The organism is Rhizobium sp. UBA1881 (assembly GCF_002338015.1).
Lineage (GTDB): Bacteria > Pseudomonadota > Alphaproteobacteria > Rhizobiales > Rhizobiaceae > Rhizobium.
The window spans coordinates 1-22,011 of sequence record NZ_DDHH01000166.1 but is presented as its reverse complement, the minus strand read 5'-3'; the positions used below and the strand labels follow the sequence as shown (position 1 = coordinate 22,011).

The following is a 22,011-nucleotide window of genomic DNA, read 5'->3' as shown; positions in this document are numbered from 1 at the left end:
AAGCAGAAGCGGATCGGCCCCGGCGAGAACCGAGAAGCCGGGATAGGCGGCGATGATAGCCTGCATGTTGTTGAAATCGCCAGCTGATTCCTTGATGCCGACAACAGTGTCGGGGAAGGCTTCGATCAGTCGACCAATCAGCGGAACCGATAGCGGAACGCCGGAAACCTGCGGAATATGATAGAGGATGACCTGCAGCTTGCTGTCGGAGATCTTTTCCAAAATCTGCGAATAGGCAGTAAACAGGCCGTCGTCGGAAACGCCCTTGTAGTAGAAGGGTGGCAACATCACGACCTTGGTGACGCCGAGTGATAGGGCATGCTTTGTGAGATCGACCGTTTCCTGTATAGCGACGACGCCGGTGCCCGGCAGCAGCTTGTCGGCAGGAATGCCGGCTTTTAGCGCCGCCTCGAGGATCGCCTTGCGCTCGCTCGACGAGAATGAGTTTGCCTCGCCCGTGGTGCCCAGCAGCGCCACGCCGTGGCATCCCTCGGATAGCAGTCGCTGACAATGTTCGGTGAAGAGGCCGAGATCCGGACTTCCGTCGGCATTGAGCGGGGTTGCGGCGGCGCTATAGACACCAGTGATCTTTTGCTTGTTCATGTCGTCCTCCTCGGATGAACGCCGCATATCGCGGCAAAAGGCGGGAAACCCGGCCTGCAAGATGCGGTTTTCTTCATCCTCGTCTTGCATGTTGTCAATATGACAATAGGCATTTCAATCGATCGTATTTTTCAACGCATTGAAATAACACATTAAAATTTTTGTCGATTTCGCAGAAGTGTGGGAGAATTAATTTTTGTTGACATATTTACATTAACGAGCGAGTGTCTGCGCCATGTCATGACGCACTTTCGGGATGGAGCGAAAGAGGCAAGCGTCATCGATTTTGTCATGGGAGGATGGAATGACTGATCGGACGAATGAGAATAAGGGCCAGGAAAAGGGATTGTCGCGCCGCGAGGCGCTGAAGCTCGGCCTCGCCGCAGGTGTTGGGCTCACCGTTTTCGGCTTGAACGCCAAAATCGTGCTTGCAGATGACGGGCAGGTGCTCAAGGTCGCCAACCCGGCGTTTAACCAGGATTGGTCGCCGTTGCGCGGCGGTGGTGTTCCGTTCCGCTGGAACTCGATCTGGTGGGCATCGCCGATGTATTTCGACAGCGAAGGCAAGATCAAGCCTTACGTCTTCACCAGCTGGGAATCGCCGGACAACAAAGTCTGGACCTTCAAGATCGATCCCAAGGCAACCTTCTCCGACGGAAGCAAGATTACCTCGGCTGACGTCAAGGGCTCCTGGGAAGTCGCCTCCATGCCCAACACCAAGAGCCAGCGTGCAGATCAGGTGCTGAGCAAGGTTGAGGGCTACAAGGAAATCGGTGCCGGTTCCGGCAACCAGCTGACGGGTGTCGCAACCCCTGATGAAGGCACTGTCGTCGTGACGCTGACGGAAGCTGATCCGATCTTCTTCATGCGCCTTGCCAACCACATCGCGCCGATCACCAAGGCCGCGCAGTCTCGCGGCAGCGACGGCGAGGAAGTGGCGGATTGGTACAAGCCCGACAGCAGCGCCGTCTATTCCGGCCCGTTCAAGCTCACCAGCATCGATATCGACGCAGGCAAGCTGGTATTCGAGCCAAACGAGAACTTCTTCGGCCCGAAGCCAAAGCTGGCCCGCATCGAGATCACCTCGATTGAAGACAATGTAACGGCGACGTCGCTGATCAAGTCCGGCGAATTCAACGCGCATACCGAATTGGTGACCTCGACGATCATCCAGGATCTTGGCCCCGAATTCTCCGCCGGTCCGCTGATCCCGACAAGCCAGCACTTCTGGTTCAACGTCACCCGCGCACCGATGGACGATCCGAAGGTTCGTCAGGCGCTGATCATGGCGATCGACCGTGACGGTCTCTTCAAGGCGTCCTATCCTGATGGTCCGCACAAAAAGGCCGACCAGATCCTGAACTCCGTACCCGGCGCCGACAACTCCGGCTTCGAGCCCTATCCTTATGATCCGGCCGCCGCCAAGAAGCTGCTCGCCGAATCCAGTTACGGTGGTCCAGAACGCCTGCCGAAGATCCTCTTCGTCGGCATCTCTGCCCCGGCCATCCAGGCGGCGGCGCAGTATATCGCCGAGCAGTGGCGCCAGAACCTCGGCATCACTGCCGTCGACATGAAGCCGCAGCAGGATAGCTATGCCGGCCCGGACCAGAACGCGGTGCAGATCTTCCGCGACGACGTCGGCACCCGTGTTCCTGACGCAGTCTCCTATCTCGCCGGCTGCATCGCCTCGACCTCGTCCAACGCCCAGAACAAGCTCGGCGGCTACAAGAATGACAAGGTCGATGCCGCACTTGCGGAAGCCGCGACCAAGGCGGCCGACGATCCCGATCGCATCAAGCTCGCCCAGGATGCCCAGAAGGCATTCCGCGAAGATTGGGCCTTCATTCCGTGGTACTCTCAGGCGATGTCGCGCTGGGCCACCAAGGAGGTCAAGGGCATGGAGAAGAACCTCGACTGGCAGGTCGTGGCGCCCTGGGACATTTCGATCGGCTGAGCCGGTCCGAAACCTACGAACAGATAGCCCACCCGTAATCGGATTTTGGGCAACCTAGCAACCGCGCGAAGACCGCAAGGCCTTCGCGCAAGTTTCAAGAAGACATCGCATGTCCGCGTGAAAGCGGAAACGTGTCTGCCAACCGGTGGGAGGTGACCTTGTTACGCTACGTGCTAACCCGGTTTGCCATCTGGATTCCGTCAGTCCTTATCGTCATGCTGGCCGTCTATGCGCTGGCGTTCTATGGTGCTGGCGATCCGATCAAGCTGATCTTTCTGCGCGCACCGGGCGACGTCGCCTATAACCCGCAGCGCATCGAAGCCATCCGCGAGAGTGCCGGCCTGAACCGGCCCTTCATCGAGCAGTTCGGCCTTTACATCTGGAACCTGCTGCATGGCCAGTTCGGCAACTCGCTGACATCCGGGCGCTCTGTCTGGGCCATGGTTTCGGCTGCCGCTCCCGTCTCCTTCAAGCTGGCGCTCTGTTCCATCATCCTCACGACGGTCATTGCCATTCCGCTCGGCATGATCGCCGCGATGAACCAGAACAGCCGCCTCGACTACACCATCCTCGGCTCGGCGCTGTTCCTCTGGGCAATCCCAGCCTATGTCGCCGGCCCGCTTTTGATGGTTGGCCTCATCGTGCTGATGCCGATGATCAAGGTTCCCTATGGCTGGGGCGGCGTCTTCGATGTGCGCATCTTGTTGCCGCTGATCGTCCTTTCCTTCCAACCGATCGCACTGATCGTGCGACAGACGCGTGCCGCCGTCATCGAGGTTCTGTCCGAGGATTTCGTCCGTACCGCTCGCGCCAAGGGCGTGCCTGAAATGGTCGTGGCGCTGCGCCATATCCTGCGCCCGGTGCTGACACCCGTCGTCACCCAGCTCGGCCTGATCATGATCACCATCGTCAACGGCGCGATCTTCGTCGAGCTCGTCTTCGGTCTGCCAGGTCTTGGCCGCCTGACCGTACAGGCGCTGACCAATTCGGACTATCCCGTCATTCTGGCGATCACGCTTATCGGATCTTTCCTGGTGATGATGTCGAACCTTCTCGTCGACGTTCTCTACCCGCTGCTTGATCCGCGTGCCAACGATGCAAGAAGGAGCCGCTGACCATGTCCGCCATCCCTCTCTCTCCCGTCGCCCAACAGGAAGAAGCACCCGTCAGCCTGTGGCGCGATGCGTGGTATCGCCTGAAGCGCAACAAGCTTGCCGTCTTCGGTCTCGCAGTCGTGCTCATCTTGGCCTTCGCCGCGATCTTCGGCCCCTATCTGACGCCTTATGACTATCTGAGCCAGGACCTGCAGGCCCGCAACGCCGTCCCGTCGCTGACGCATCTCTTCGGTACCGACGATCTCGGCCGCGACGTCTTCAGCCGTGTTGTCTTTGGCACCCGCACGGCCTTCCTGGTTGCTGTCATCGTGACCGTCATCGCAGTGTTCATCGGGACCCTACTCGGGGCGATTGCCGGCTTCTTCGGCAATCCGTTCGATCGCGTCATCATGTGGTTGACCGACATGACGATGTCGGTGCCGAACCTGCTCCTGGTCGTCGTCATCAACGCATCGCTGAAGTCGCCGATCACCAAGTGGATGGAGGCGCAGTATCTGGCGACCCTCAACCCCTTCTATCGCCAGACGATCTGGGTCGATTTCATGCTGGTCTTCGGCTCGATGGCGCTTATCTCCTGGCCGCCTTATGCACGCCTCGTTCGCGCTCAAGTCCTGTCGATCCGCAGCCGTCCCTATATCACTGCTGCCCAAGCGCTCGGTCTGTCGAATTGGATCATCATGAAGCGCTACGTCATTCCGAACGCGCTTGGTCCTCTGATCGTCTCGGTTAGTGCCGGTCTTGGCACGGCCATGGTGCTCGAAAGCGCCTTCAGCTTCCTCGGTGTCGGCGTCAATCCGCCCACGCCCAGCTGGGGCAATATGATCTCCGACGGTCTGCGTGTCTGGCAGCACTATCCGCATCTGCTGGCCGCTCCGGCCGCCGTCCTCGGGCTTGCCTCGGTCGCCTTCAGCTTCCTCGGCGACGGCCTCAACGACGCCCTCAATCCGCGGGGTTCCAAGTAATGACCCAGGTGATGAACACGACGCGATCCAACGAGAAATTGCTCGATGTCCGCGGCCTGACAGTCGAGATTGACGGCAGGAACGGCCCGGCCGTCGTGGTCGATGGTATCGACCTTCACGTCAACAAGGGCGAAACGCTCGGCGTCGTCGGCGAATCCGGTTGCGGCAAGAGCCTGACCATGCTGAGCCTGATGCGGCTCTTGCCGAACAAGATCAGGGTCACCAAGGGCTCTGCAAGCTTTGACGGCCACGACCTGCAGAAGATGTCGAACAAGGAGCTGCGCAAGGTCCGTGGCGGCGACATTGGCTTCGTTTTCCAGGATCCGATGACCTCGCTGAACCCGGTGATGCGCATCGGCGACCAGATCTGCGAACCGCTGATCTACCACCGCGGCATGAAGAAGGCGCAGGCACGCGCACGCGCCGTAGAGCTTTTGCGCCTCGTGGGTATCCCTGGACCGGAAGAGCGGCTTCAAGCCTATCCTCACGAACTCTCCGGCGGCATGCGCCAACGCGTCATGATCGCAATCGGCCTCGCCTGCAATCCGAAGCTCCTGATTGCCGACGAACCGACAACAGCGCTTGACGTTACCATCCAGGCGCAGATCGTCGACCTCGTCAAGGACCTGCGCGCCAAGCTCGGCATGTCGGTCGTCTGGATCACCCACGATCTGGCATTGATCGCTGGTCTGGTCGACCGTGTTGCTGTGCTTTACGCCGGCACCGTGGTTGAAGATGCACCAGTCGACGAACTCTATGCCCGCCCGAGCCATCCCTATACGCGCGGCCTGCTTGCCTCGATTCCGAAGCTGTCGGATGCGCCGGCAAGCCGGCTGAGCTCGATCGGTGGTACGCCGCCAGAGCCAGGACGCCGCCCCAAGGGCTGCCCTTTTGCCCCGCGCTGTCCGTTGGCGGAAGCCATCTGCCATGAAAGCGTGCCGAAACTCGAACCGATTGCGGGCGCTACAAACCACCGCACCGCCTGCTTCGTCGTTCAGAAAATGCAGGAGGCCGCGTGATGGGTGCCCAACCGCTGCTCAAGGTCGAAAATCTCGTCAAGCATTTCCACGTCAAGCTCGGTGCATTCGGTGAGCGCTCGGCAACCGTTTACGCGCTCGACAACGTCAATCTAGACATCATGGAGGGGGAGACGCTCTCGCTCGTCGGCGAATCCGGCTGCGGCAAGTCGACAACGGGCTTCACCATCCTCAACCTTTACAAGGCGACATCAGGCAAGGTCGTCTACAAGGGACAGGATTTGGCGACGCTGGATGAAAAGCAGATGCGGCCCTTCCGCCGCGACCTGCAGATCGTCTTCCAGGACCCCTATTCGACGCTCAACCCGCGCATGACGATCGGTGAGGCCGTCGGTGAGCCGATCCTCTTCCACAAGCTTTGCTCCAAGGCCGAGCTGAAAGATCGCGTCGCAGCGCTTTTGACGGACGTCGGCCTGCCGACCCGCTTTGCGCAGCGCTATCCGCACGAGCTTTCCGGCGGCCAGCGTCAGCGCGTCGTCATCGCCCGCGCGCTCGCCTGCCAGCCGAAATTCATAGTTTGTGACGAGGCGATTTCGGCGCTCGACGTGTCTATCCAGGCACAGATCATCAATCTCCTGCTCGATCTGCAGGAAAAATACGGCCTCACATACCTGTTTATCGCTCATGACCTCGCCGTCGTGCGACACATCAGCACCCGCGTCGGCGTCATGTATCTCGGGCGCCTGGCCGAACTCGCGACCCGCGAGGAACTGTTCGAAAACCCGCTTCACCCCTATACCAAAGCGCTGCTTTCGGCCGTACCGGAAACCGATCCAGAGCTTGAACGCACCCGGACACGGCAGATCCTCCAAGGCGACGTCCCGAGCCCGCTCAATCCACCGAGCGGCTGCCGCTTCCATTCACGCTGTCCAATCGCCATGGATGTGTGCAGCAAGGTCGTCCCGGAGTGGAAGGAGGCAAAGCCCGGCCATCTCGTTGCCTGCCATGCGGTCAACACGGGACAGACTGCATGAAGTTGAAGGTCGCGATCATCGCAGACGATCTGACCGGCGCGCTCGATACGGGAACACCCTTCGTCGACGCCGGTCTTTCCGTTGCCGTGGCGATCGAAATCGAAGCCATCAAAGATGCTCTGGCAACTGGTTGTGAGGTGGTGGTGGTCAACACCGCCTCGCGCGCCCTCCCGGAGGGGGACGCGGCGAGAAGGGTCGGCCTTGCAGCCAGTGCTCTTCTTGCCGCACACCCCGAGATCGTCCTGAAGAAGATCGATTCCCGACTGAAGGGCAATGTGGCGGCCGAAAGCATTGCGATTGCCGCGATCTTCGGCCACGACGAAATCACTGTAGCCCCTGCAATTCCCGATCAGGAACGCTTTACCCGCGACGGCCATGTGGTTGGGCGCGGGGTCGAGCAGCCGCTGCCCGTTGCCGCCCTTTTCGAGGGCCGTCACGACGCGGTCACGCTCGCCGATGCCGATAGCGATGCGGATCTCGACCGGATCGTATCCAAGTTCGATTGGCATAAGACGCTTGGCGTCGGCGCGCGTGGCCTCGGCAGCGCTTTTGCCCGTCGTCTTCGCCGTTCACGCGATGCGGCGACTGCGTTTGAACCGGCGCGCAACACGCTCTTTGCTTTCGGTTCCAGAGACCCGATCACCGGTGCGCAAATGGCCCGGCTCAATACGTCGGGTGCTTTGCATGCGTCGATCCCCGCGCCGATGGGCGTGCTCGAAGAGGACAGCACACTGAGCTTGCCGGCGCTTTTGTTTTGCACCGGCGATATGTCCGAGGATGCGGTTATCGTTGCGGATCGTTTCGCAAAGGGCGTGAGATCGGCGATCGAGCAGACGCGTCCCGATATGCTGATGGTCGGTGGCGGCGACACGGCGCTGGCGGTGTTTCGCGCGCTCGGTGTGCGCACACTTTTGCCCAAGGGTGAAATAGAGGCAGGTATTCCCTGGTTTGACGTGACTGATGCCGATGGTCGCCATTTCCGTAGTGCGGTAAAATCCGGGGGCTTTGGGAATTCCGATAGTTTGCTAAGACTGATTTCGCAGAATCAGGCGGCGTGAAACAATGCCGGCGGGGAGAATAGACGTGGATGAAGCAAACGGTGCGCCGGCAACCCCGGCGCCGAAGCCGGAGCGCGGCAAGCCTATGAAACTGGTGGACCGCGTGTTCGATCAGTTGCAGGAGCGTATTCGTGCCGGAAACTATCCGCCGGATTCAAGGTTGCCGGGCGAGCACGAGCTGGCGTCCATGCTTGGCGTTTCCAGGCCTATTGTTCGTGATGCGTTGGCAAAGCTGCGCGACCAGGGCATGGTCTATGCCCGTCAGGGAGCCGGAACCTTCGTCAGCGCCAACAGTTCGCCAACCACGCATCTTTCCTATTCACCGGTCAAGACGATCGCAGATATCCAGCGTTGCTACGAATTTCGTCTCACGATCGAGCCTGCCGCCGCCTATTTCGCGGCCAAGCGCCGCGATGAGGCTGCGATACAGAAGATCGCCTCGGCGCTTGCCGATCTCAGGGAAGCGACAAGCCATCAGTTGCACCGGACCGATGCGGACTTCAATTTCCACCGCGCCGTGACTGAAGCCGCCAACAACCACTATTACACAGCCTCGATCGATGCGTTGAAAGCCCATATCGCAGTTGGCATGCATCTCCACGGGCTATCCTTGCTGGGACCGAGACCCGGGCTCGAACAGGTCTTCCAGGAGCACAACACCATCTACAAGGCGATTGCCGAGGGCCGGGCCGAGGAAGCGCGCGACCTGATGCAGTCGCATCTCGAAGGGTCTCGAGATCGATTGTTCGAGGGCAGGGCGCTCGATCTGTCGTTCTGACGCTTTTAGGCATCGAGTGGCTTGCCGCCACAGCGTTTCGCGCTCATGTAGACTGGATCAGGCTGCATGGAGACTTGGCATGACATTTCCGCTGTTCGACCTCACAGGAAAGCGCGCACTGGTGACGGGATCGTCGCAAGGCATTGGGTTGACCTTGGCGCGTGGTCTGGCCGAACATGGCGCTTCGGTCGTGATCAACGGCCGCGACGCAGGCAAGCTTGCCATGGCATCGCTTAGTCTGTCGGAAGCCGGGCACGATGTTCATGTCTCAACCTTCGATGTCACGGATCATGACGAGGTGAAGAGCGCCGTCGATGCGATCGAGCGTGATATCGGGCCGATCGACATCCTCGTCAACAATGCCGGCATGCAGTATCGCGCGCCGCTTGAAGTGTTTCCATCGGACAAATGGGATCAGCTGCTGCGCACAAACATTTCCAGCGTGTTCTACGTCAGCCAGGCGGTCGCAACGCACATGATTACGCGTGGCCACGGCAAGATTATCAACATCGCATCCGTGCAAAGTGAGTTGGCTCGCCCGGGCATCGCACCCTATACGGCAACCAAAGGCGCGGTGAAGAACCTGACGCGCGGGATGTCGGCCGATTGGGCCAAACACGGCCTGCAGGCAAACGCTATCGCGCCTGGCTATTTCGACACGCCGCTCAATCAGGCGCTCGTCGATAGCGCGGAATTCACCGCGTGGCTGGAAAAGCGCACGCCCGCCGGGCGCTGGGGCAACATTGACGAACTGATCGGCGCCGCTGTGTTTCTGGCAGCGCCGGCATCCTCTTTCGTCAATGGCCATACGCTTTACGTCGATGGCGGCATCACCACCTCTTTGTGAGAGGTGGTCGCGCTTCCGTCAGGTCGGCGGCGCGCCCAATGCGTGCAGGATGCCGCGAAGCTCGGCAAGCCCTCTCAATCGACCGATCGCCGGATAGCCAGGCGTGGTGGTCTTGGTGAGGTCGTCGAGCATGCGGTGGCCATGGTCCGAGCGGAAAACGATCGTCTCATTGACCGTGCGGTTGCGGTCTTCCGCGACCAGTTCCTTCAATACGGCGACCATGTCGACATCGCCTTCGAGATGCGCGCTTTCGTGGAAGCTGCGGCCGTCGCCTTCGCGTTTGGTCGCTCGCAAATGCGCGAAATGAATGCGCGAGGCAAACCGCCGTGCGATGGCGGGCAGGTCGTTGTCAGCACGTACGCCGAGACTGCCGGTGCAGTAACACATGCCGTTTGCTGGCGACGGGACCGCATTGAACAGCGCGGCATAATCCTCGGCGGTGGACGCGATGCGCGGCAGGCCAAACAGCGAGCGCGGCGGATCGTCGGGATGAAGCGTCAGCTTGACGCCACGGGCTTCCGCCACTGGAGCCACGGCCTCCAGAAACTCGATCAGATGCTGGCGCAGGCGGCCGGCATCGATGCCGGCATAGGCGGCGAGACGGTCGCGAAACTCCGGGATGGTTAGCGGCTCGGTTGTCGATCCCGGCAAGGCCGAAGTGATGTTGCGGGTGATATCGGCGATGTCGTCCTCAGACATGGCCTCGAAGGCGGCGCGGGCGCGGGCCTTGTCTTGCGCCGAATAGGCCGCATCGGCGCCGTCGCGCTGAAGAATGAAGAGATCAAAGGCGGCGAACTTCTCGTGGTCAAACCGCATCGCCGTCGCGCCGGTGTCGATCTCGTGGTCGAGGTCGGTGCGCGTCCAGTCGACGACAGGCATGAAATTGTAGCAGACGATCGGGATGTTGCAGGCCGCGACCGCTTCAAGGCTTGCGATCCACGCCTCGATTTCGGCCTTCGCCTGCCCACCCTTGCGCTTCACGGCATCGGGAATGGGAATGCTCTCGACCACCGACCATGCAAGCGATGAACGCCCCGGTGGAGTGGTCTCGATCATCGCCTGGCGCTCGCGCACCTCGGCCTCGGTCCAGGCGCGGCCGATCGGCACCTGGTGCAGCGATGACACGATGTTAGTCGCTCCGGTCTGTCTCACCTCGTCGAGGGCCACCGGCGCATCCGGTCCGAACCATCTCCAACCTTGCCGCATCTGTTTCCTCCTTCAATGCCTTTTGTTTTGGTGTCGCTGTCGTCAGCAGAAATAGTCGGGGTAGCGTGTGCGCAGCTCCGCCACGTCAGGGATGACAGCACTTAGATGATGGGTCATTGCGGCGCGTGCAGCCTCGACGTCATGAGCTGCGATTGCGTCGCGGATGACGGCGTGCTCGCCCACTACATTCTCCATGCGGCCGAGCACCGGCAACGTCAGCCGCCGAGCGCGGTCGATCTGGACCTTGACAGATTTGAGGATGCTCCAGATCCCGGGATAGCCGGCGATCTGCGCAATTGCCTCGTGAAAAGCCTCATCCTCTTCGTGGAAGCCCGACGTGTCGCCCAGGATGGAAAGCGCTCTTTGGCGGATGATGATGGCATCGAGGCGGGCAAGATCAGACGCCGAAGCGATCTCTGCCGCGCGCTCGACCGTCGTTCCCTCCAGCGCCTTGCGCACCACGACGGCCTCGGGGATCGCCGAAACCGGTACGCGCGACACGACGGTGCCCGACTGCGGATAAATATCGACCAGCCCGCCTTCCGACAAGCGGAGCAGTGCTTCGCGAACGGGTGTCCGGCTGACCGCGAAATCCTCGGCGATACGCTTTTCCTGCAAGGCGATCCCGGGCGGCATCTTGAGCGACACGATATCGTTGTAGAGCTGTTCGAATATTGCGTCCGCCGTCGTGACGCGCCGAAGCTTTGCCGGCCGTTCGGCCGGCGCCGAAAGGTCAGGGGTGGCGGTGACTGCGCCTGATTGCATGAAAAGTCCCAATGTTGACTTGACTGTGCATACTAGTATATCAATTCTACATAGCTGCCAAGATCCACCGCGGAGGAACGGTGTTTCTGGTAAGAAATTCAGGAGGTTCCAAACAAGAACGGCCAGAAAATCCGACCGCATAAATGGATCAGGATACGCACGTGCGCGGAATTATCGTGCTCGTGCAGCCAAAAGAGGAGGAGAAATCAGCATGAAATTTACCCGCAGAACATTCGTCGCAACCGCAGCAAGTGCGGCTGTTGCCACCATGCTTCCGGTCAAGGTGTGGGCGCAGGCCAAGAAGCCCGCAAGCCCCGTGACCATCACAATCGCCGACGTCGCCGGCAACCTGGCGCTGACGCAAGGCATGTTTGAGGCCTATGCCTCCGAGAAAGCCGACTGGGTTTCCAACTTTGCCTTCACCAAGGCGCCGGCCCCTGAGTTGCCTGGCAAGATCAAGGCACAGCAGGCAGCCGGTAAGGTCGATATTGATCTCGTGCTGACCGGCACCGATGCGCTGTCGGCGGGTCTCGACCAGGGGCTATGGCTGGATCTGTCCGCGCACAAGGCCGACCTGCCTGATATCGAAAAGATCCTGCAACCGCAGGCATTCAAGATGCAGGCGCTCGCCAAGGACCAGGGTATTGTCATTACCTATTATCCCTCCGGCCCCTTGATCGAATACATGCCCGACAAGGTCGCCAATCCGCCGAAATCGGCACCCGAATTGCTGGAATGGGCAAAGACCAACAAGAACCGTTTCATCTACGCCCGCCCTGCCAATTCCGGTCCCGGCCGCACCTTCCTCATGGGGTTGCCCTATTTGCTCGGTGACAGCGATCCTCGTGATCCGGTCAAGGGCTGGGACAAGACCTGGGAATATCTTTCAGCGCTCGGCGAGCATATCGAATACTACCCGACCGGCACCGGTCAGGTGATGAAGGAACTTGGCGAGGGGACGCGCGACATCGTTGTTTCAACCACAGGCTGGGACATCAATCCGCGTGCGCTCGGCATTGTTCCTGCTGAGGCGAAAGTGCAGAAGCTGGAAGGCTTCCATTGGGTGACGGATGCGCACTACGCCGTTATCCCCAAGGGCGTCTCCGACGAGAAGATCGCGGTGCTGATCGACGTCTTGAATTACATCTTGCAGCCAAAGCAGCAGGCGATCGCCTATGACGCCGGCTATTTCTATCCGGGTCCCGCCGTCAAGGACGTTACGATCGATATGGCGCCGCAGGAAAGCCAGGACACGATCAAGGAGTTCGGCCGTCCAGAATATGCCGACTGGATCGCCAACAATCCGCTGGAAGTGCCGCTCGAGCCGAAGCAGCTCGTTGAAGCATTCCGGATCTGGGACGAAAAGATCGGCGCCAAGAAGGGCTGATCCCTGACATTGCCGGCACCGGCTGCAATAGCCGGGCCGGCTACTTCCATCCTGACACGGAGAGTGGTTTGAACTCGGTAGCGAATAAGGTCTCTTCGCGCGGCACTGCGCGTCTTGAACTCGATGGGCTCAGCCGCTCCTTCGGCGCCTACAATGCGCTTGATGGTATTGATCTTGCAATCGAGCCTGGTGAATTCGTGGCGCTGCTTGGTCCGTCAGGCTGCGGCAAGTCTACGGCGCTGAATTGCATCGCCGGCCTTTTGGGGTTGTCTGGCGGCGAGATCCGTCTGGGTGGAAGTCGCATCGACCAGCTCGAGCCCGAACGCCGAGGGTTCGGAATGGTGTTTCAAAGCTACGCGCTCTTTCCACATATGAGTGTGCGCAAGAATGTCGGCTTTGGTCTGACCATGCAGGGTATCAAGGGGCAGGAGGCCGACAAGCGCATCAGTGACGCTCTGGCGCTGGTGCGGTTGGAAAGCCAGGCGGACAAACTTCCGGGGCAGCTTTCAGGCGGTCAGCAGCAGCGCGTGGCAATCGCGCGCGCCATCGTCATCCGCCCGCCGGTTGTCCTCATGGACGAGCCATTGTCCAATCTCGACGCCAAGCTACGCCTGGAGATGCGCGCCGAAATCCGCGGCATCCACGATCAGATCGGCTCGACGACGATTTACGTTACGCACGACCAGGACGAGGCGCTGTCGCTGGCCGACCGCATCGTGGTCATGAGCCAGGGACACATCGAGCAGATCGGCTCACCACAGGATCTTTATCAGCGGCCCATTAATGTTGGCGTTGCCGATTTCATGGGGTTTCGGACCCGTGTCCCCGGTAAGGTCGTCTCGGTCTCCGGCGAGGAGGCGGAGATCGACGTTGCCGGCGCGCGTATCACCGGGACGATGCGCACGCCGCTCAAAACAGGCGAGGCCGCTATCCTCTCGGTGCGGCCCGAGGATCTGGTGGCCGCTGACGAGGGGATTGCCGCGACCGTATCAAGCATGGAGTATCGTGGCCGCGCCTTCTTCGGGCTGGCGCGCTCGGATGACGGCTCCGACCTCTACTTCCGGGCTGACGATGCGCTTGCGCGCGGAACGCCGACGCGGCTGAAGCCGATCGCGGGCAGGGCGCTTTTGTTCGGAGACAGCGCACGATGAGCGCGCCATCGCTTCGAACGCGGCTGGCCGCCAGAGGTTTTGACGGTACCACCATGCTGATCATGCCTGGCCTTGGCTTCATGATCGCGCTGTTCGTCTATCCGTTTTTGTACGGCGTCGTGGATTCACTCACCCCCAAGGATGGCGCTTGGTACGCCAATTATGCCAAGTTCTTCAGCGATCCCTTCCAGTACAACACCATCGGTGCGACACTCTGGCTGGCACTGCCGGTGACGATCATCAATCTCGCCTTCGCCGTGCCTGTTGCCTTTCGTGTGCGATTGATGCGCCGGCAGCGTCTGCTGACGACTATTCTGGTTCTGCCCATAACGCTTGGCACGGTTTTCGTCGCAGATGGGTTGCTGACATTTTTGGGACCCCGCGGCTGGTTCAACCACACGCTTCTCATGATCGGCATCATCGACAATCCGATCAAGCTGACCAACAACTACTGGGGGGTGTTCGCATCACTGCTGATCACCGGCTTTCCCTTCGCGTTCCTTCTGACCCTTTCTTACATCAGCGGGATCGATCCAGCGATCGAGCAGGCAGCCGCAACGCTCGGGGCTGGCCCAAGGCAGCGTTTCGTGCGGGTCTTCCTCCCGCTGCTGGTGCCGGGTCTTGCTGTGACATTCTGCCTTGCCTTCGTTCAGGCATTCGCCGTGTTCCCGTCGGCCGTGCTTCTCGGTGCACCGGCAGGCCCGACCCGTGTCATTTCGATTGCTGCCTATCAGGCCGCGTTCGAGCAGTATGATCACTCGCTGGGCTCTGCGATTGCGCTGATCATGGGTGGTGTAGAACTGGCTGTCGTGCTGGCCGTTCTCGGCGCACGCTCATTCTTTTACCGCGGCCCCGCCGGCGGCACGAAAGGCTGACCATGATCCGCGACCAAGGCCTCACCTCGAAGATCTGGCGCTTCGCCATCTGGGCGCTGGCCACGCTCTTCGTCCTCAATCTCCTGGCCGTCATCGCCGCCGTCGTCGTCAACTCGTTTGCGACACGATGGCTCGGTACATGGCTGCCGGCTGGCTGGACGACCAAATGGTATTTTAGCGCCTGGAAGGAATTTCAGCTTTCCAGTGTCGTCCTCGTTACCTTCGAGATCGTCTTCACCGTGGTCATCATCTCCGGCATTCTCGGCGTGACGACCGCCTATGCCCTTGCACGTCGCGAGTTCGCAGGCAAACGGCTGGTCATTCTACTCTTCCTTCTCCCCCTGCTCATCCCACCGCTTACCTACGGCATTCCGCTGGCGACGGTGCTCTATCAACTGGGGCTGGGTGGAACCTTCTGGGGCGTCGTTCTCATCAACGTCGTGCCGTCGCTTCCCTTCGTGGTGCTGGTAATGATCCCCTTCATTGAGCAGATCGATCCGCGCATCGAAGCCGCTGCCCGCGTCTTTGGCGCAGGCACCACCAGCCTGTTCGTGCGCATTCTCCTGCCGTTGCTTCTGCCAGGCATGCTGGCGGCACTGCTTTTGGTTCTGGTTCGCACGATAGCGATGTTCGAGCTCACCTTCCTGATTGCCGGCCCGACCACGCAGACCCTCGTGGTCTCGCTCTATTATGCCGTTTTTGCCTCTGGCGTGAGGGCTGGCCAATCGATTGACGCCATGGCCGTTGTCTACATGGTGACGACATTGTTCTGGCTGGTGATCGCGCTTCAGTTCGTCAACCCGACGCAGATCGTCGCAAGGGCAAAACAGCAGTCCGCCCACTGAACGGACGCGCCTGGAGCACGTCATCGCTCTGGAGTTTCTGTTAACAGAAAACTTATTGGGTAGGGCGTGTGTTCTTGACTATCGGCAATGGGCTGCCAAGTATTGACGGCGTGACGGTCATTTCTTGAGGAAGTTGATCATGGCGCAGTACAAAGAGACCAACCGCTTTCACTGTGAGAGCAGTTCCGGCGCGCATTATGTTGTTATCGAACAGATCCTGACATCGCGTTTGGCGCTTGATGTCGGAGCAAGCCCGCGCACCGATTACGTTACTGACACCGGCGAGATCGCTGAGCGGCTGGATGACGATACCTTCCTTCTGCTTATGTCAGCGGAGGTCTTGCATGTCGCCTGAGGCGGGATGTGCCAGTCGAGTGCTGGAAATTCCGGCCGGATGGCTTTAACTGGAGCCTTAGTCCTGCGCCAGGCGATTCTGGATGCGATCCGGAAACCCATGGCCGACGAAGACAACCAATCTGATACACCCACCAACCGGATGCAAAGCTGGGCGCGCAACTCGACCATCTATCGCTTGGGACGACAGATGATGACCGAGAAGCAGCTGGCTGAAGCGATCTCGCGCAAGGCCAAACAGAAGTTCGAGGATATATCGCAAGCTCAGGTCAAGGCGCTCGCCGATCTCGCGGTCAAGTTCGGCCATGAGCAGGGCGGGCTGAACGATGTCGTCTACGCCGAGATCAGCGTCCGATCCGGCGTGCGCAGCGGCCGATCAAAACGGATCATGGCGCAGAAACTCGCGATCAAAGGCATCGACCGCGAGACGGCCGTCATCGCGCTTGAGGAGAGCGACGACCTCGTGGCCGCGATCAACTTCGCCCGCAAACGTGGCTTCGGCCCCTTCCGGCGCGAAGAGGCCGACGAGAAGCGCTACAACAAGGAAATGTCGGCCTTCGCCCGCAACGGCTTCGGTTTCGAATTGGGACGCTCGGTTCTCGGCATGAGCCGCGATAAAGCCGAGACGGTGCTCGTCGAGCGACGGTCGTAGACACAGGCGACAGAACTCAAATTTCGGTCGTCTCGTCCCTCAGATATGCAATGCGTGCCCAAGCGCCTTCAGCGCCGCTTCCTGAACCGCTTCGCTGCGTGTCGGATGGGCGTGGATCGTGCCGGCGATATCCTCCAGGCGAACGCACATCTCGATCGCCAGCGCAAACGCTGCCGACAATTCGGAGACACCGCGACCGACCGCGTGAAGGCCGAGCACGAAATTGGTGTCGGCGCGGGCCACCACACGCACGAAGCCATCCTCGGATTGCATGGTCATGGCCCGGCCATTGGCCGAGAAAGGAAACTGGCCAACACGGATATCATAGCCCTGCGCGCGGGCCTCTTCCGGTGACAGGCCGGCGCTGACGATCTCTGGGTCCGTAAAGCAAACGGCGGGAATGCAGCGTTTGTCGAAGCTTCGCGGCCGGCCGGCGATGATTTCTGCCACCATCTCGCCCTGCGCCATCGCCCTGTGTGCAAGCATCGGTTCGCCAGTAATGTCACCAATGGCGTAAACACCGCGCATCGAGGTGCGGCACCGGTCGTCAATGCGTAGATATGGCCCGGCGCGATCGAGATCGAGTTCCTCCAATCCCGCGCCTGATGTTTGTGGCCTGCGGCCGACAGTGACAAGTATCCTGTCAGCCGGCAGCTTGACCTCGCGGCCGTCGGCCTGCTCGATGCTCAGGCTTTCGCCGGAATCGGACAGCGCCTTTGCCTTAGCTCCGAGGTGAAGATCAATGCCGCGCTCCTTCAGCGCCTTTGCGACGGGGCGGACGAGCTCGGCATCGTATTGCGGCAGGATCTGGCCCGTCGCCTCGACTATGGTGACCAAAGAGCCAAGCTTGGCGAAGGCCGTGCCGAGTTCGAGGCCGATATAGCCGGCGCCGACCACCACCAGTCTTTCGGGCACGCTCTGCAGTGCCAGCGCCTCCGTGGAGGATATCACCCGTCCACCGAACGGAAGCCCCGGCAGTTCAACCGGCTCGGAGCCTGTCGCGATCACGATGTTGTCCGCGCGGATGAGCTGCGCGCCGGTCTCCGTCTCCACCTCCACCGTCTTCCCGTCGCGAAACCGCGCCCGGCCATGGACCTGCTTCACCCGCGCCTTCTGCAGCAGGGCTGCAACGCCACCAGTGAGACGACCGACGATGCCGTCCTTCCAGGCGATCGTCCGGGCGAGATCGATTGCCACACCTTCGGCGCGAATGCCAAGCGGGTTTCGACCGCTCGCCACGCGGCGTGCGGCGTCGAATTCGTCGGCGGCATGGATGAGCGCCTTGGAGGGAATGCAGCCGATATTGAGGCATGTGCCGCCGGGCTTTTCCATTTCGACGATCACCGTGTCGATGCCCAGCTGACCCGCCCGGATGGCGCAGACGTAACCGCCGGGCCCAGCGCCGATGACCAGCAATTTGCAGATGATCTCTTTCATGGCCCTCAGCCTTCGATGAAAATCAGCGCCGGCGTTTCAAGCAGCACGCGGATGCGCTGGATGAAGGTCGCCGCATCCCAGCCGTCGATAATGCGATGGTCGAAGCTGGAAGAGAGGTTCATCATCTTGCGCGGCACGAATTGCGCTCCATCCCAGGCGGGGCGGGTGGCGATCTTGTTGACGCCGATGATCGCGACTTCAGGATGGTTGATGACAGGTGTCGAGACGATCCCCCCAAGCGCGCCGAGCGAACTGATGGTGATGGTCGAGCCCGTGAGTTCGTCACGCGTCGCGGTTCCATTGCGCGCCGCCTCCGCCAAGCGCGCCATCTCGCCGGCGCAGTCCCAGATCGTGCGGGCCTCAGCGTGGCGCACCACCGGCACCACAAGGCCCGCCGGCGTCTGTGCCGCGATGCCGACGTGAACGCCGCCGGAGCGGGTGAGGATGCCGGCATCGTTGTTGAAGGTGGCGTTTATATCCGGCTGATCGGCGACGGCCTTGACGATCGCCCGCATCAGGAAGGGAAGGATCGTCAGTTTCGGATGCTCCGGCTTGCGGTCCCTGTTCATCGTCGCCCGCAGATCCTCCAGCGCCGTCATGTCGATTTCCTCGACATAGGTGATATGCGGAATGCGCGAGGTGGAAAGCGACATCTTCTCGGCGATCCGCCGCCGCATGCCGTTCAGTTTGACCTCTTCGGTCGAGGTATTCCTGGCGAACGGGGCAGGGGCGGCGAGGGAAGACGCACCACGCGCGAGATACTGCTCGACATCTTCTCGCTGGATGCGCCCGTCCGGACGGGTCGGTGGCACTTGCCGAAGATCGACCCCGCTTTCGAGTGCGAACAGGCGCACGGAAGGTGACGCCAGCGGCTTTTCTTGTGGCGCAAGACTTGGTGGCGAGGACGGCAATGGCTTTGCATGCGCGGGCTGCGGCCGGGCGGGTGCTTCCTCGGCGCCGGACTGGGTGTTTGCCACAAGCGGCGCTGACTGATCGGGTGCCTGCGCATCATCTCGACCCTTGCCGTTTGTCTCTATCTTCACCAACGGTGCCTTCACAGCCACGGTGTCGCCCACTTCCGCACCCAGCCAGGTCACCGTGCCATTGACCGGTGAGGGGATCTCGACTGTTGCCTTGTCGGTCATCACAGCTGCGATCACCATGTCCTCGCGAACCGGATCGCCAGCCTTCACATGCCACTCCACCAGCTCCGCCTCGGCCACGCCTTCTCCGACATCAGGCATCTTGATCGTGAACTCGCCCATCCTCACGCCTCCATGACTTCGCCAAGTGCCCGTCCGACGCGCGCGGGGCCGGGGAAATAGTCCCACTCTTGCGCGTGCGGATAGGGCGTATCCCAGCCTGCGACACGCACGATCGGCGCCTCCAGATGGTAGAAGCAATGTTCCTGGATCAGCGCTGCAATTTCGGCTCCGAAGCCCGAGGTCAGCGTTGCCTCATGGACCACAACGCAACGGCCGGTCTTCGATACGGATTGAACGATGGTATCGAGATCGAGCGGCAATAGGCTTCGCAGGTCGATGACCTCGGCATCGACACCGGTATCTTCGACGGCTGCGAGCGCCACATGCACCATCGTACCGTAGGCTATGACAGTGACCCCGCTTCCAGCGCGACGGATCTCCGCCTTGCCGATCGGGATGACATAGTGATCTTCGGGCACTTCACCCAGTTCGTGCTTCGACCATGGCGTAACCGGGCGCTCGTGATGGCCGTCGAATGGACCGTTATAGAGGCGCTTTGGCTCCAGGAACATCACCGGGTCCGGATCCTCGATCGCGGCGATGAGCAGTCCCTTGGCGTCGTAGGGGTTGGAGGGAACGACCACCTTCAGGCCGCACACATGTGTAAACAGCGCTTCCGGGCTCTGACTATGCGTCTGCCCGCCGAATATCCCGCCGCCCGTCGGCATTCTGAGCACGATCGGACATGTGAAGTCACCATTCGATCGATAGCGAATGCGTGCCGCTTCCTGTGTAATCTGGTCGTAGGCCGGATACATGTAATCGGCAAACTGGATCTCGACACAGGGCTTTAGCCCATAAGCCGCCATGCCGATCGCCGTGCCGACGATGCCGGATTCGCTGATCGGGGTGTCGAAACAGCGGGTTTTGCCGTATTTCGCCTGAAGCCCCTGCGTACAGCGGAACACACCGCCGAAATAGCCGACATCCTCGCCGAACACGACGACGTCATCGTCTCGGGCCATCGAGACATCCATGGCGCTGCGCACCGCCTCGATCATGGTCATGCGCGCCATATCAATACCCCGCTTTCTGCCGTTGACGACGGATATGCGGCGGCATCTCGGCATAGACGCCCTCGAAAATATCGCGCACCGAAGGCTTGCCGCCTGCATGCAGCGTTCCGTGTTCCTCGGCGCGCTTTTGCGCATCGATCACCTCGTCCAGGATCTCGGCCTCGGCCTGAACGTGACGCTCCTCGGACCAGACGCCCTTGAGGATCAGGTGCTTCTTCAACCGCAGCACGGGATCTCCAAGCGGCCATGCGTCGGACTCGGTTTTCGGGCGGTAAGCGCTTGGGTCGTCGGAGGTCGAGTGGGCGCCGACCCGATAGGTGACATATTCGATCAGTGTCGGCCCAAGGTTGCGCCGCGCCCGCTCCGCCGCCCAGCGGGCGACCGCATAGACGGCCAGATAATCGTTACCATCGACGCGCAGCGCCGGGATGCCAAAGCCCAAGCCCCGGGCAGCAAACGTGCCGGAACCGCCGCGCGCAATACCCTGGAATGTGGAGATCGCCCACTGATTGTTGACGATGTTCAAAATCACCGGCGCCCTGTAGGTCGAAGCAAAAACGAGGGCCGAGTGAAAATCGGATTCCGCGGTCGAACCGTCACCGATCCAGGCGGCGGCGATGCGCTTGTCGTTCTTGATCGCCGACGCCATCGCCCAGCCGACTGCCTGGACATATTGGGTGGCAAGGTTGCCCGAGATGGTGAAGAAGCCGTGCTCCTTGGAGGAGTACATGATCGGCAATTGCCGCCCGCGCAGTGGATCGTTCTCGTTGGAGAAGATCTGGTTCATCATCTCGACCATTGGATAGTCGTCGGCGATGAGGAGGCCTGCCTGCCGATAGGTCGGAAAATTCATGTCACCCTTGTCCAGCGCCTTGCGCACGGCGCAACTGACCGCCTCTTCACCAAGATGCTGCATGTAAAAGGACGTCTTGCCCTGGCGCTGCGCCATCAGCATGCGTGCGTCGAAGGCGCGCAGCTTCATCATATTGCGCAAACCGGTCAAAAGCGCCTCGTCCGAAAGCAATCCTGCCCAGGGACCGACAGCTTCGCCCTGCTGGTTAAGCACGCGGATAATCGAATAGGCGAGATCGCGAATGTCTTCGGAAGCGACATCCACCTCCGGGCGCGGCACGGCGCCTGCCTTGGCGATCTTGACGTTGGAGAAATCGGGCTGACCGCCAGGGCGAACGGCGGGTTCGGGGACGTAGAGGCTCAGTCGTTGACTGTCTGGCATTTCCTGTGTTCCTCCTCCGCACGAGTCGATCCTCTCCTCAGGATCAACGCGGCGTATTCTCCCTATAGATTGCGGGCGATCACCATGCGCTGCACGTCACTCGTTCCCTCGTAGATCTGGCAAATGCGGACATCCCGGTAGATGCGCTCGACGGGGTAATCGCTCATATAGCCGTATCCGCCGTGTATCTGGATCGCGTCAGAACAGACGCGCTCGGCCATTTCCGACGCAAAGAGCTTGGCCATCGATGCCTCTGAAAGGCAGGGCAGACCCGCCTCGCGTAGGCCTGCCGCGTGAAACACCAGCTGCCGCGCAGCCTCGATCTGTGTTGCCATGTCGGCGAGGCGAAAGGCTAAGGCCTGATGTTCGACGATCGGCTTGCCAAACGCCGTCCGCTCGCGGGCGTAGTCGCGCGCTGCCTCATAGGCCGCGCGCGCCATGCCGACCGCCTGCGCCGCGATCCCGATCCGGCCGCCTTCGAGATTGGCAAGCGCGA

General features: G+C 60.8%; 22 protein-coding genes. 14 read left to right on the top strand and 8 right to left on the bottom strand.

Annotated elements, in window-relative coordinates:
* Nucleotides 1-603: dihydrodipicolinate synthase family protein (locus B3605_RS20045; protein WP_296435708.1), on the bottom strand; the 603-nt coding region annotated here is incomplete at its 3' end.
* A 304-nt stretch (nt 604-907) separates the two neighbouring features.
* Between B3605_RS20045 and B3605_RS20040 the strand changes: the two genes are divergently transcribed.
* The 8 genes from B3605_RS20040 (at nt 908) to B3605_RS20005 (ending at nt 9,328) form a co-directional block, all read left to right on the top strand.
* Nucleotides 908-2,557 (top strand): ABC transporter substrate-binding protein, encoded by a 1,650-nt coding sequence (locus tag B3605_RS20040; RefSeq protein ID WP_296435707.1) that lies wholly within the window; start codon nt 908-910, stop codon nt 2,555-2,557.
* Between the two features lie 158 nt (nt 2,558-2,715).
* Nucleotides 2,716-3,672 carry an ABC transporter permease gene (locus B3605_RS20035; protein WP_026283501.1) on the top strand — a complete coding sequence of 319 codons (957 nt, stop codon included), beginning with the start codon at nt 2,716-2,718 and terminating at the stop codon, nt 3,670-3,672.
* A gap of 2 nt (nt 3,673-3,674) precedes the next feature.
* Nucleotides 3,675-4,634 (top strand): ABC transporter permease, encoded by a 960-nt coding sequence (locus tag B3605_RS20030; RefSeq protein ID WP_018901279.1) that lies wholly within the window; start codon nt 3,675-3,677, stop codon nt 4,632-4,634.
* 11 nt (nt 4,635-4,645) lie between these two features.
* A complete protein-coding gene (locus B3605_RS20025; protein ID WP_296435751.1) occupies nt 4,646-5,653 on the top strand; it encodes an ABC transporter ATP-binding protein in 1,008 nt (335 codons plus the stop codon).
* Complete coding sequence (locus B3605_RS20020) at nt 5,653-6,645, top strand: ABC transporter ATP-binding protein (RefSeq protein WP_112819003.1); 993 nt, start codon at nt 5,653-5,655, stop codon at nt 6,643-6,645. The genes B3605_RS20025 and B3605_RS20020 overlap by 1 nt, the downstream gene beginning before the upstream one ends.
* The gene (locus tag B3605_RS20015; protein WP_296435704.1) at nt 6,642-7,703 is read left to right on the top strand and encodes a four-carbon acid sugar kinase family protein; all 1,062 of its coding nucleotides are present in this window, start codon (nt 6,642-6,644) and stop codon (nt 7,701-7,703) included. Before B3605_RS20020 ends, B3605_RS20015 begins: the two co-directional genes overlap by 4 nt.
* Nucleotides 7,704-7,707: 4 nt before the next feature.
* Nucleotides 7,708-8,481, top strand: a complete 774-nt coding sequence (locus B3605_RS20010; RefSeq protein WP_183794274.1) for a FadR/GntR family transcriptional regulator — start codon at nt 7,708-7,710, stop codon at nt 8,479-8,481.
* A 79-nt stretch (nt 8,482-8,560) separates the two neighbouring features.
* Nucleotides 8,561-9,328 (top strand): SDR family oxidoreductase, encoded by a 768-nt coding sequence (locus B3605_RS20005; protein WP_113010665.1) that lies wholly within the window; start codon nt 8,561-8,563, stop codon nt 9,326-9,328.
* Between the two features lie 18 nt (nt 9,329-9,346).
* On the opposite strand, the gene uxuA is transcribed toward B3605_RS20005, so the two are convergent.
* Nucleotides 9,347-10,534 (bottom strand): mannonate dehydratase, encoded by a 1,188-nt coding sequence (uxuA, locus tag B3605_RS20000; RefSeq protein ID WP_112942008.1) that lies wholly within the window; start codon nt 10,532-10,534, stop codon nt 9,347-9,349.
* Nucleotides 10,535-10,576: 42 nt separating this feature from the next.
* Nucleotides 10,577-11,299, bottom strand: a complete 723-nt coding sequence (locus B3605_RS19995) for a GntR family transcriptional regulator (RefSeq protein WP_112942125.1) — start codon at nt 11,297-11,299, stop codon at nt 10,577-10,579.
* Between the two features lie 211 nt (nt 11,300-11,510).
* Between B3605_RS19995 and B3605_RS19990 the strand changes: the two genes are divergently transcribed.
* The 6 genes from B3605_RS19990 (at nt 11,511) to recX (ending at nt 16,563) form a co-directional block, all read left to right on the top strand.
* Nucleotides 11,511-12,686, top strand: coding sequence for an extracellular solute-binding protein (locus B3605_RS19990; protein ID WP_112819009.1), 1,176 nt, complete (start codon nt 11,511-11,513; stop codon nt 12,684-12,686).
* 68 nt (nt 12,687-12,754) lie between these two features.
* A complete protein-coding gene (locus tag B3605_RS19985; protein WP_296435699.1) occupies nt 12,755-13,837 on the top strand; it encodes an ABC transporter ATP-binding protein in 1,083 nt (360 codons plus the stop codon).
* On the top strand, nt 13,834-14,712 hold the full coding sequence (locus B3605_RS19980; RefSeq protein WP_112942006.1) for an ABC transporter permease: 879 nt from the start codon (nt 13,834-13,836) through the stop codon (nt 14,710-14,712). Before B3605_RS19985 ends, B3605_RS19980 begins: the two co-directional genes overlap by 4 nt.
* Nucleotides 14,713-14,714: 2 nt before the next feature.
* The gene (locus B3605_RS19975; protein WP_112819012.1) at nt 14,715-15,557 is read left to right on the top strand and encodes an ABC transporter permease; all 843 of its coding nucleotides are present in this window, start codon (nt 14,715-14,717) and stop codon (nt 15,555-15,557) included.
* A gap of 139 nt (nt 15,558-15,696) precedes the next feature.
* The gene (locus B3605_RS19970) at nt 15,697-15,912 is read left to right on the top strand and encodes a hypothetical protein (RefSeq protein ID WP_112819013.1); all 216 of its coding nucleotides are present in this window, start codon (nt 15,697-15,699) and stop codon (nt 15,910-15,912) included.
* Nucleotides 15,913-16,011: 99 nt separating this feature from the next.
* Nucleotides 16,012-16,563: a recombination regulator RecX gene (recX, locus tag B3605_RS19965; protein ID WP_296435697.1), complete on the top strand. Its 552-nt coding sequence runs from the start codon at nt 16,012-16,014 to the stop codon at nt 16,561-16,563.
* Nucleotides 16,564-16,602: 39 nt separating this feature from the next.
* On the opposite strand, the gene lpdA is transcribed toward recX, so the two are convergent.
* The 5 genes from lpdA to B3605_RS19940 form a co-directional block, all read right to left on the bottom strand.
* A complete protein-coding gene (lpdA, locus tag B3605_RS19960; protein WP_296435695.1) occupies nt 16,603-18,000 on the bottom strand; it encodes a dihydrolipoyl dehydrogenase in 1,398 nt (465 codons plus the stop codon).
* 5 nt (nt 18,001-18,005) lie between these two features.
* Complete coding sequence (locus B3605_RS19955; protein WP_296435693.1) at nt 18,006-19,265, bottom strand: dihydrolipoamide acetyltransferase family protein; 1,260 nt, start codon at nt 19,263-19,265, stop codon at nt 18,006-18,008.
* 2 nt (nt 19,266-19,267) lie between these two features.
* Entirely contained in the window at nt 19,268-20,281 is a 1,014-nt protein-coding gene (locus B3605_RS19950) for an alpha-ketoacid dehydrogenase subunit beta (protein WP_112942002.1), read from the bottom strand.
* A gap of 1 nt (nt 20,282) precedes the next feature.
* Nucleotides 20,283-21,515 carry a thiamine pyrophosphate-dependent enzyme gene (locus B3605_RS19945; RefSeq protein WP_112942001.1) on the bottom strand — a complete coding sequence of 411 codons (1,233 nt, stop codon included), beginning with the start codon at nt 21,513-21,515 and terminating at the stop codon, nt 20,283-20,285.
* Nucleotides 21,516-21,577: 62 nt separating this feature from the next.
* The coding region (locus B3605_RS19940; RefSeq protein WP_296435691.1) for an acyl-CoA dehydrogenase family protein at nt 21,578-22,011 on the bottom strand (434 nt) is incomplete at its 5' end.

Coding starts and splice junctions, on each gene's coding strand:
- B3605_RS20030 (WP_018901279.1), top strand. CDS start 3,675: ATGTCCGCCATCCCTCTCTCTCCCGTCGCCCAACAGGAAGAAGCACCC.
- B3605_RS20010 (WP_183794274.1), top strand. CDS start 7,708: ATGCCGGCGGGGAGAATAGACGTGGATGAAGCAAACGGTGCGCCGGCA.
- B3605_RS19995 (WP_112942125.1), bottom strand. CDS start 11,299: ATGCAATCAGGCGCAGTCACCGCCACCCCTGACCTTTCGGCGCCGGCC.
- B3605_RS20025 (WP_296435751.1), top strand. CDS start 4,646: ATGAACACGACGCGATCCAACGAGAAATTGCTCGATGTCCGCGGCCTG.
- B3605_RS19975 (WP_112819012.1), top strand. CDS start 14,715: ATGATCCGCGACCAAGGCCTCACCTCGAAGATCTGGCGCTTCGCCATC.
- B3605_RS19970 (WP_112819013.1), top strand. CDS start 15,697: ATGGCGCAGTACAAAGAGACCAACCGCTTTCACTGTGAGAGCAGTTCC.
- B3605_RS19950 (WP_112942002.1), bottom strand. CDS start 20,281: ATGGCGCGCATGACCATGATCGAGGCGGTGCGCAGCGCCATGGATGTC.
- B3605_RS19945 (WP_112942001.1), bottom strand. CDS start 21,515: ATGCCAGACAGTCAACGACTGAGCCTCTACGTCCCCGAACCCGCCGTT.
- B3605_RS19990 (WP_112819009.1), top strand. CDS start 11,511: ATGAAATTTACCCGCAGAACATTCGTCGCAACCGCAGCAAGTGCGGCT.
- recX (WP_296435697.1), top strand. CDS start 16,012: ATGGCCGACGAAGACAACCAATCTGATACACCCACCAACCGGATGCAA.
- B3605_RS20005 (WP_113010665.1), top strand. CDS start 8,561: ATGACATTTCCGCTGTTCGACCTCACAGGAAAGCGCGCACTGGTGACG.
- B3605_RS20015 (WP_296435704.1), top strand. CDS start 6,642: ATGAAGTTGAAGGTCGCGATCATCGCAGACGATCTGACCGGCGCGCTC.
- B3605_RS20040 (WP_296435707.1), top strand. CDS start 908: ATGACTGATCGGACGAATGAGAATAAGGGCCAGGAAAAGGGATTGTCG.
- lpdA (WP_296435695.1), bottom strand. CDS start 18,000: ATGAAAGAGATCATCTGCAAATTGCTGGTCATCGGCGCTGGGCCCGGC.
- B3605_RS20020 (WP_112819003.1), top strand. CDS start 5,653: ATGGGTGCCCAACCGCTGCTCAAGGTCGAAAATCTCGTCAAGCATTTC.
- B3605_RS19955 (WP_296435693.1), bottom strand. CDS start 19,265: ATGGGCGAGTTCACGATCAAGATGCCTGATGTCGGAGAAGGCGTGGCC.
- uxuA (WP_112942008.1), bottom strand. CDS start 10,534: ATGCGGCAAGGTTGGAGATGGTTCGGACCGGATGCGCCGGTGGCCCTC.
- B3605_RS19980 (WP_112942006.1), top strand. CDS start 13,834: ATGAGCGCGCCATCGCTTCGAACGCGGCTGGCCGCCAGAGGTTTTGAC.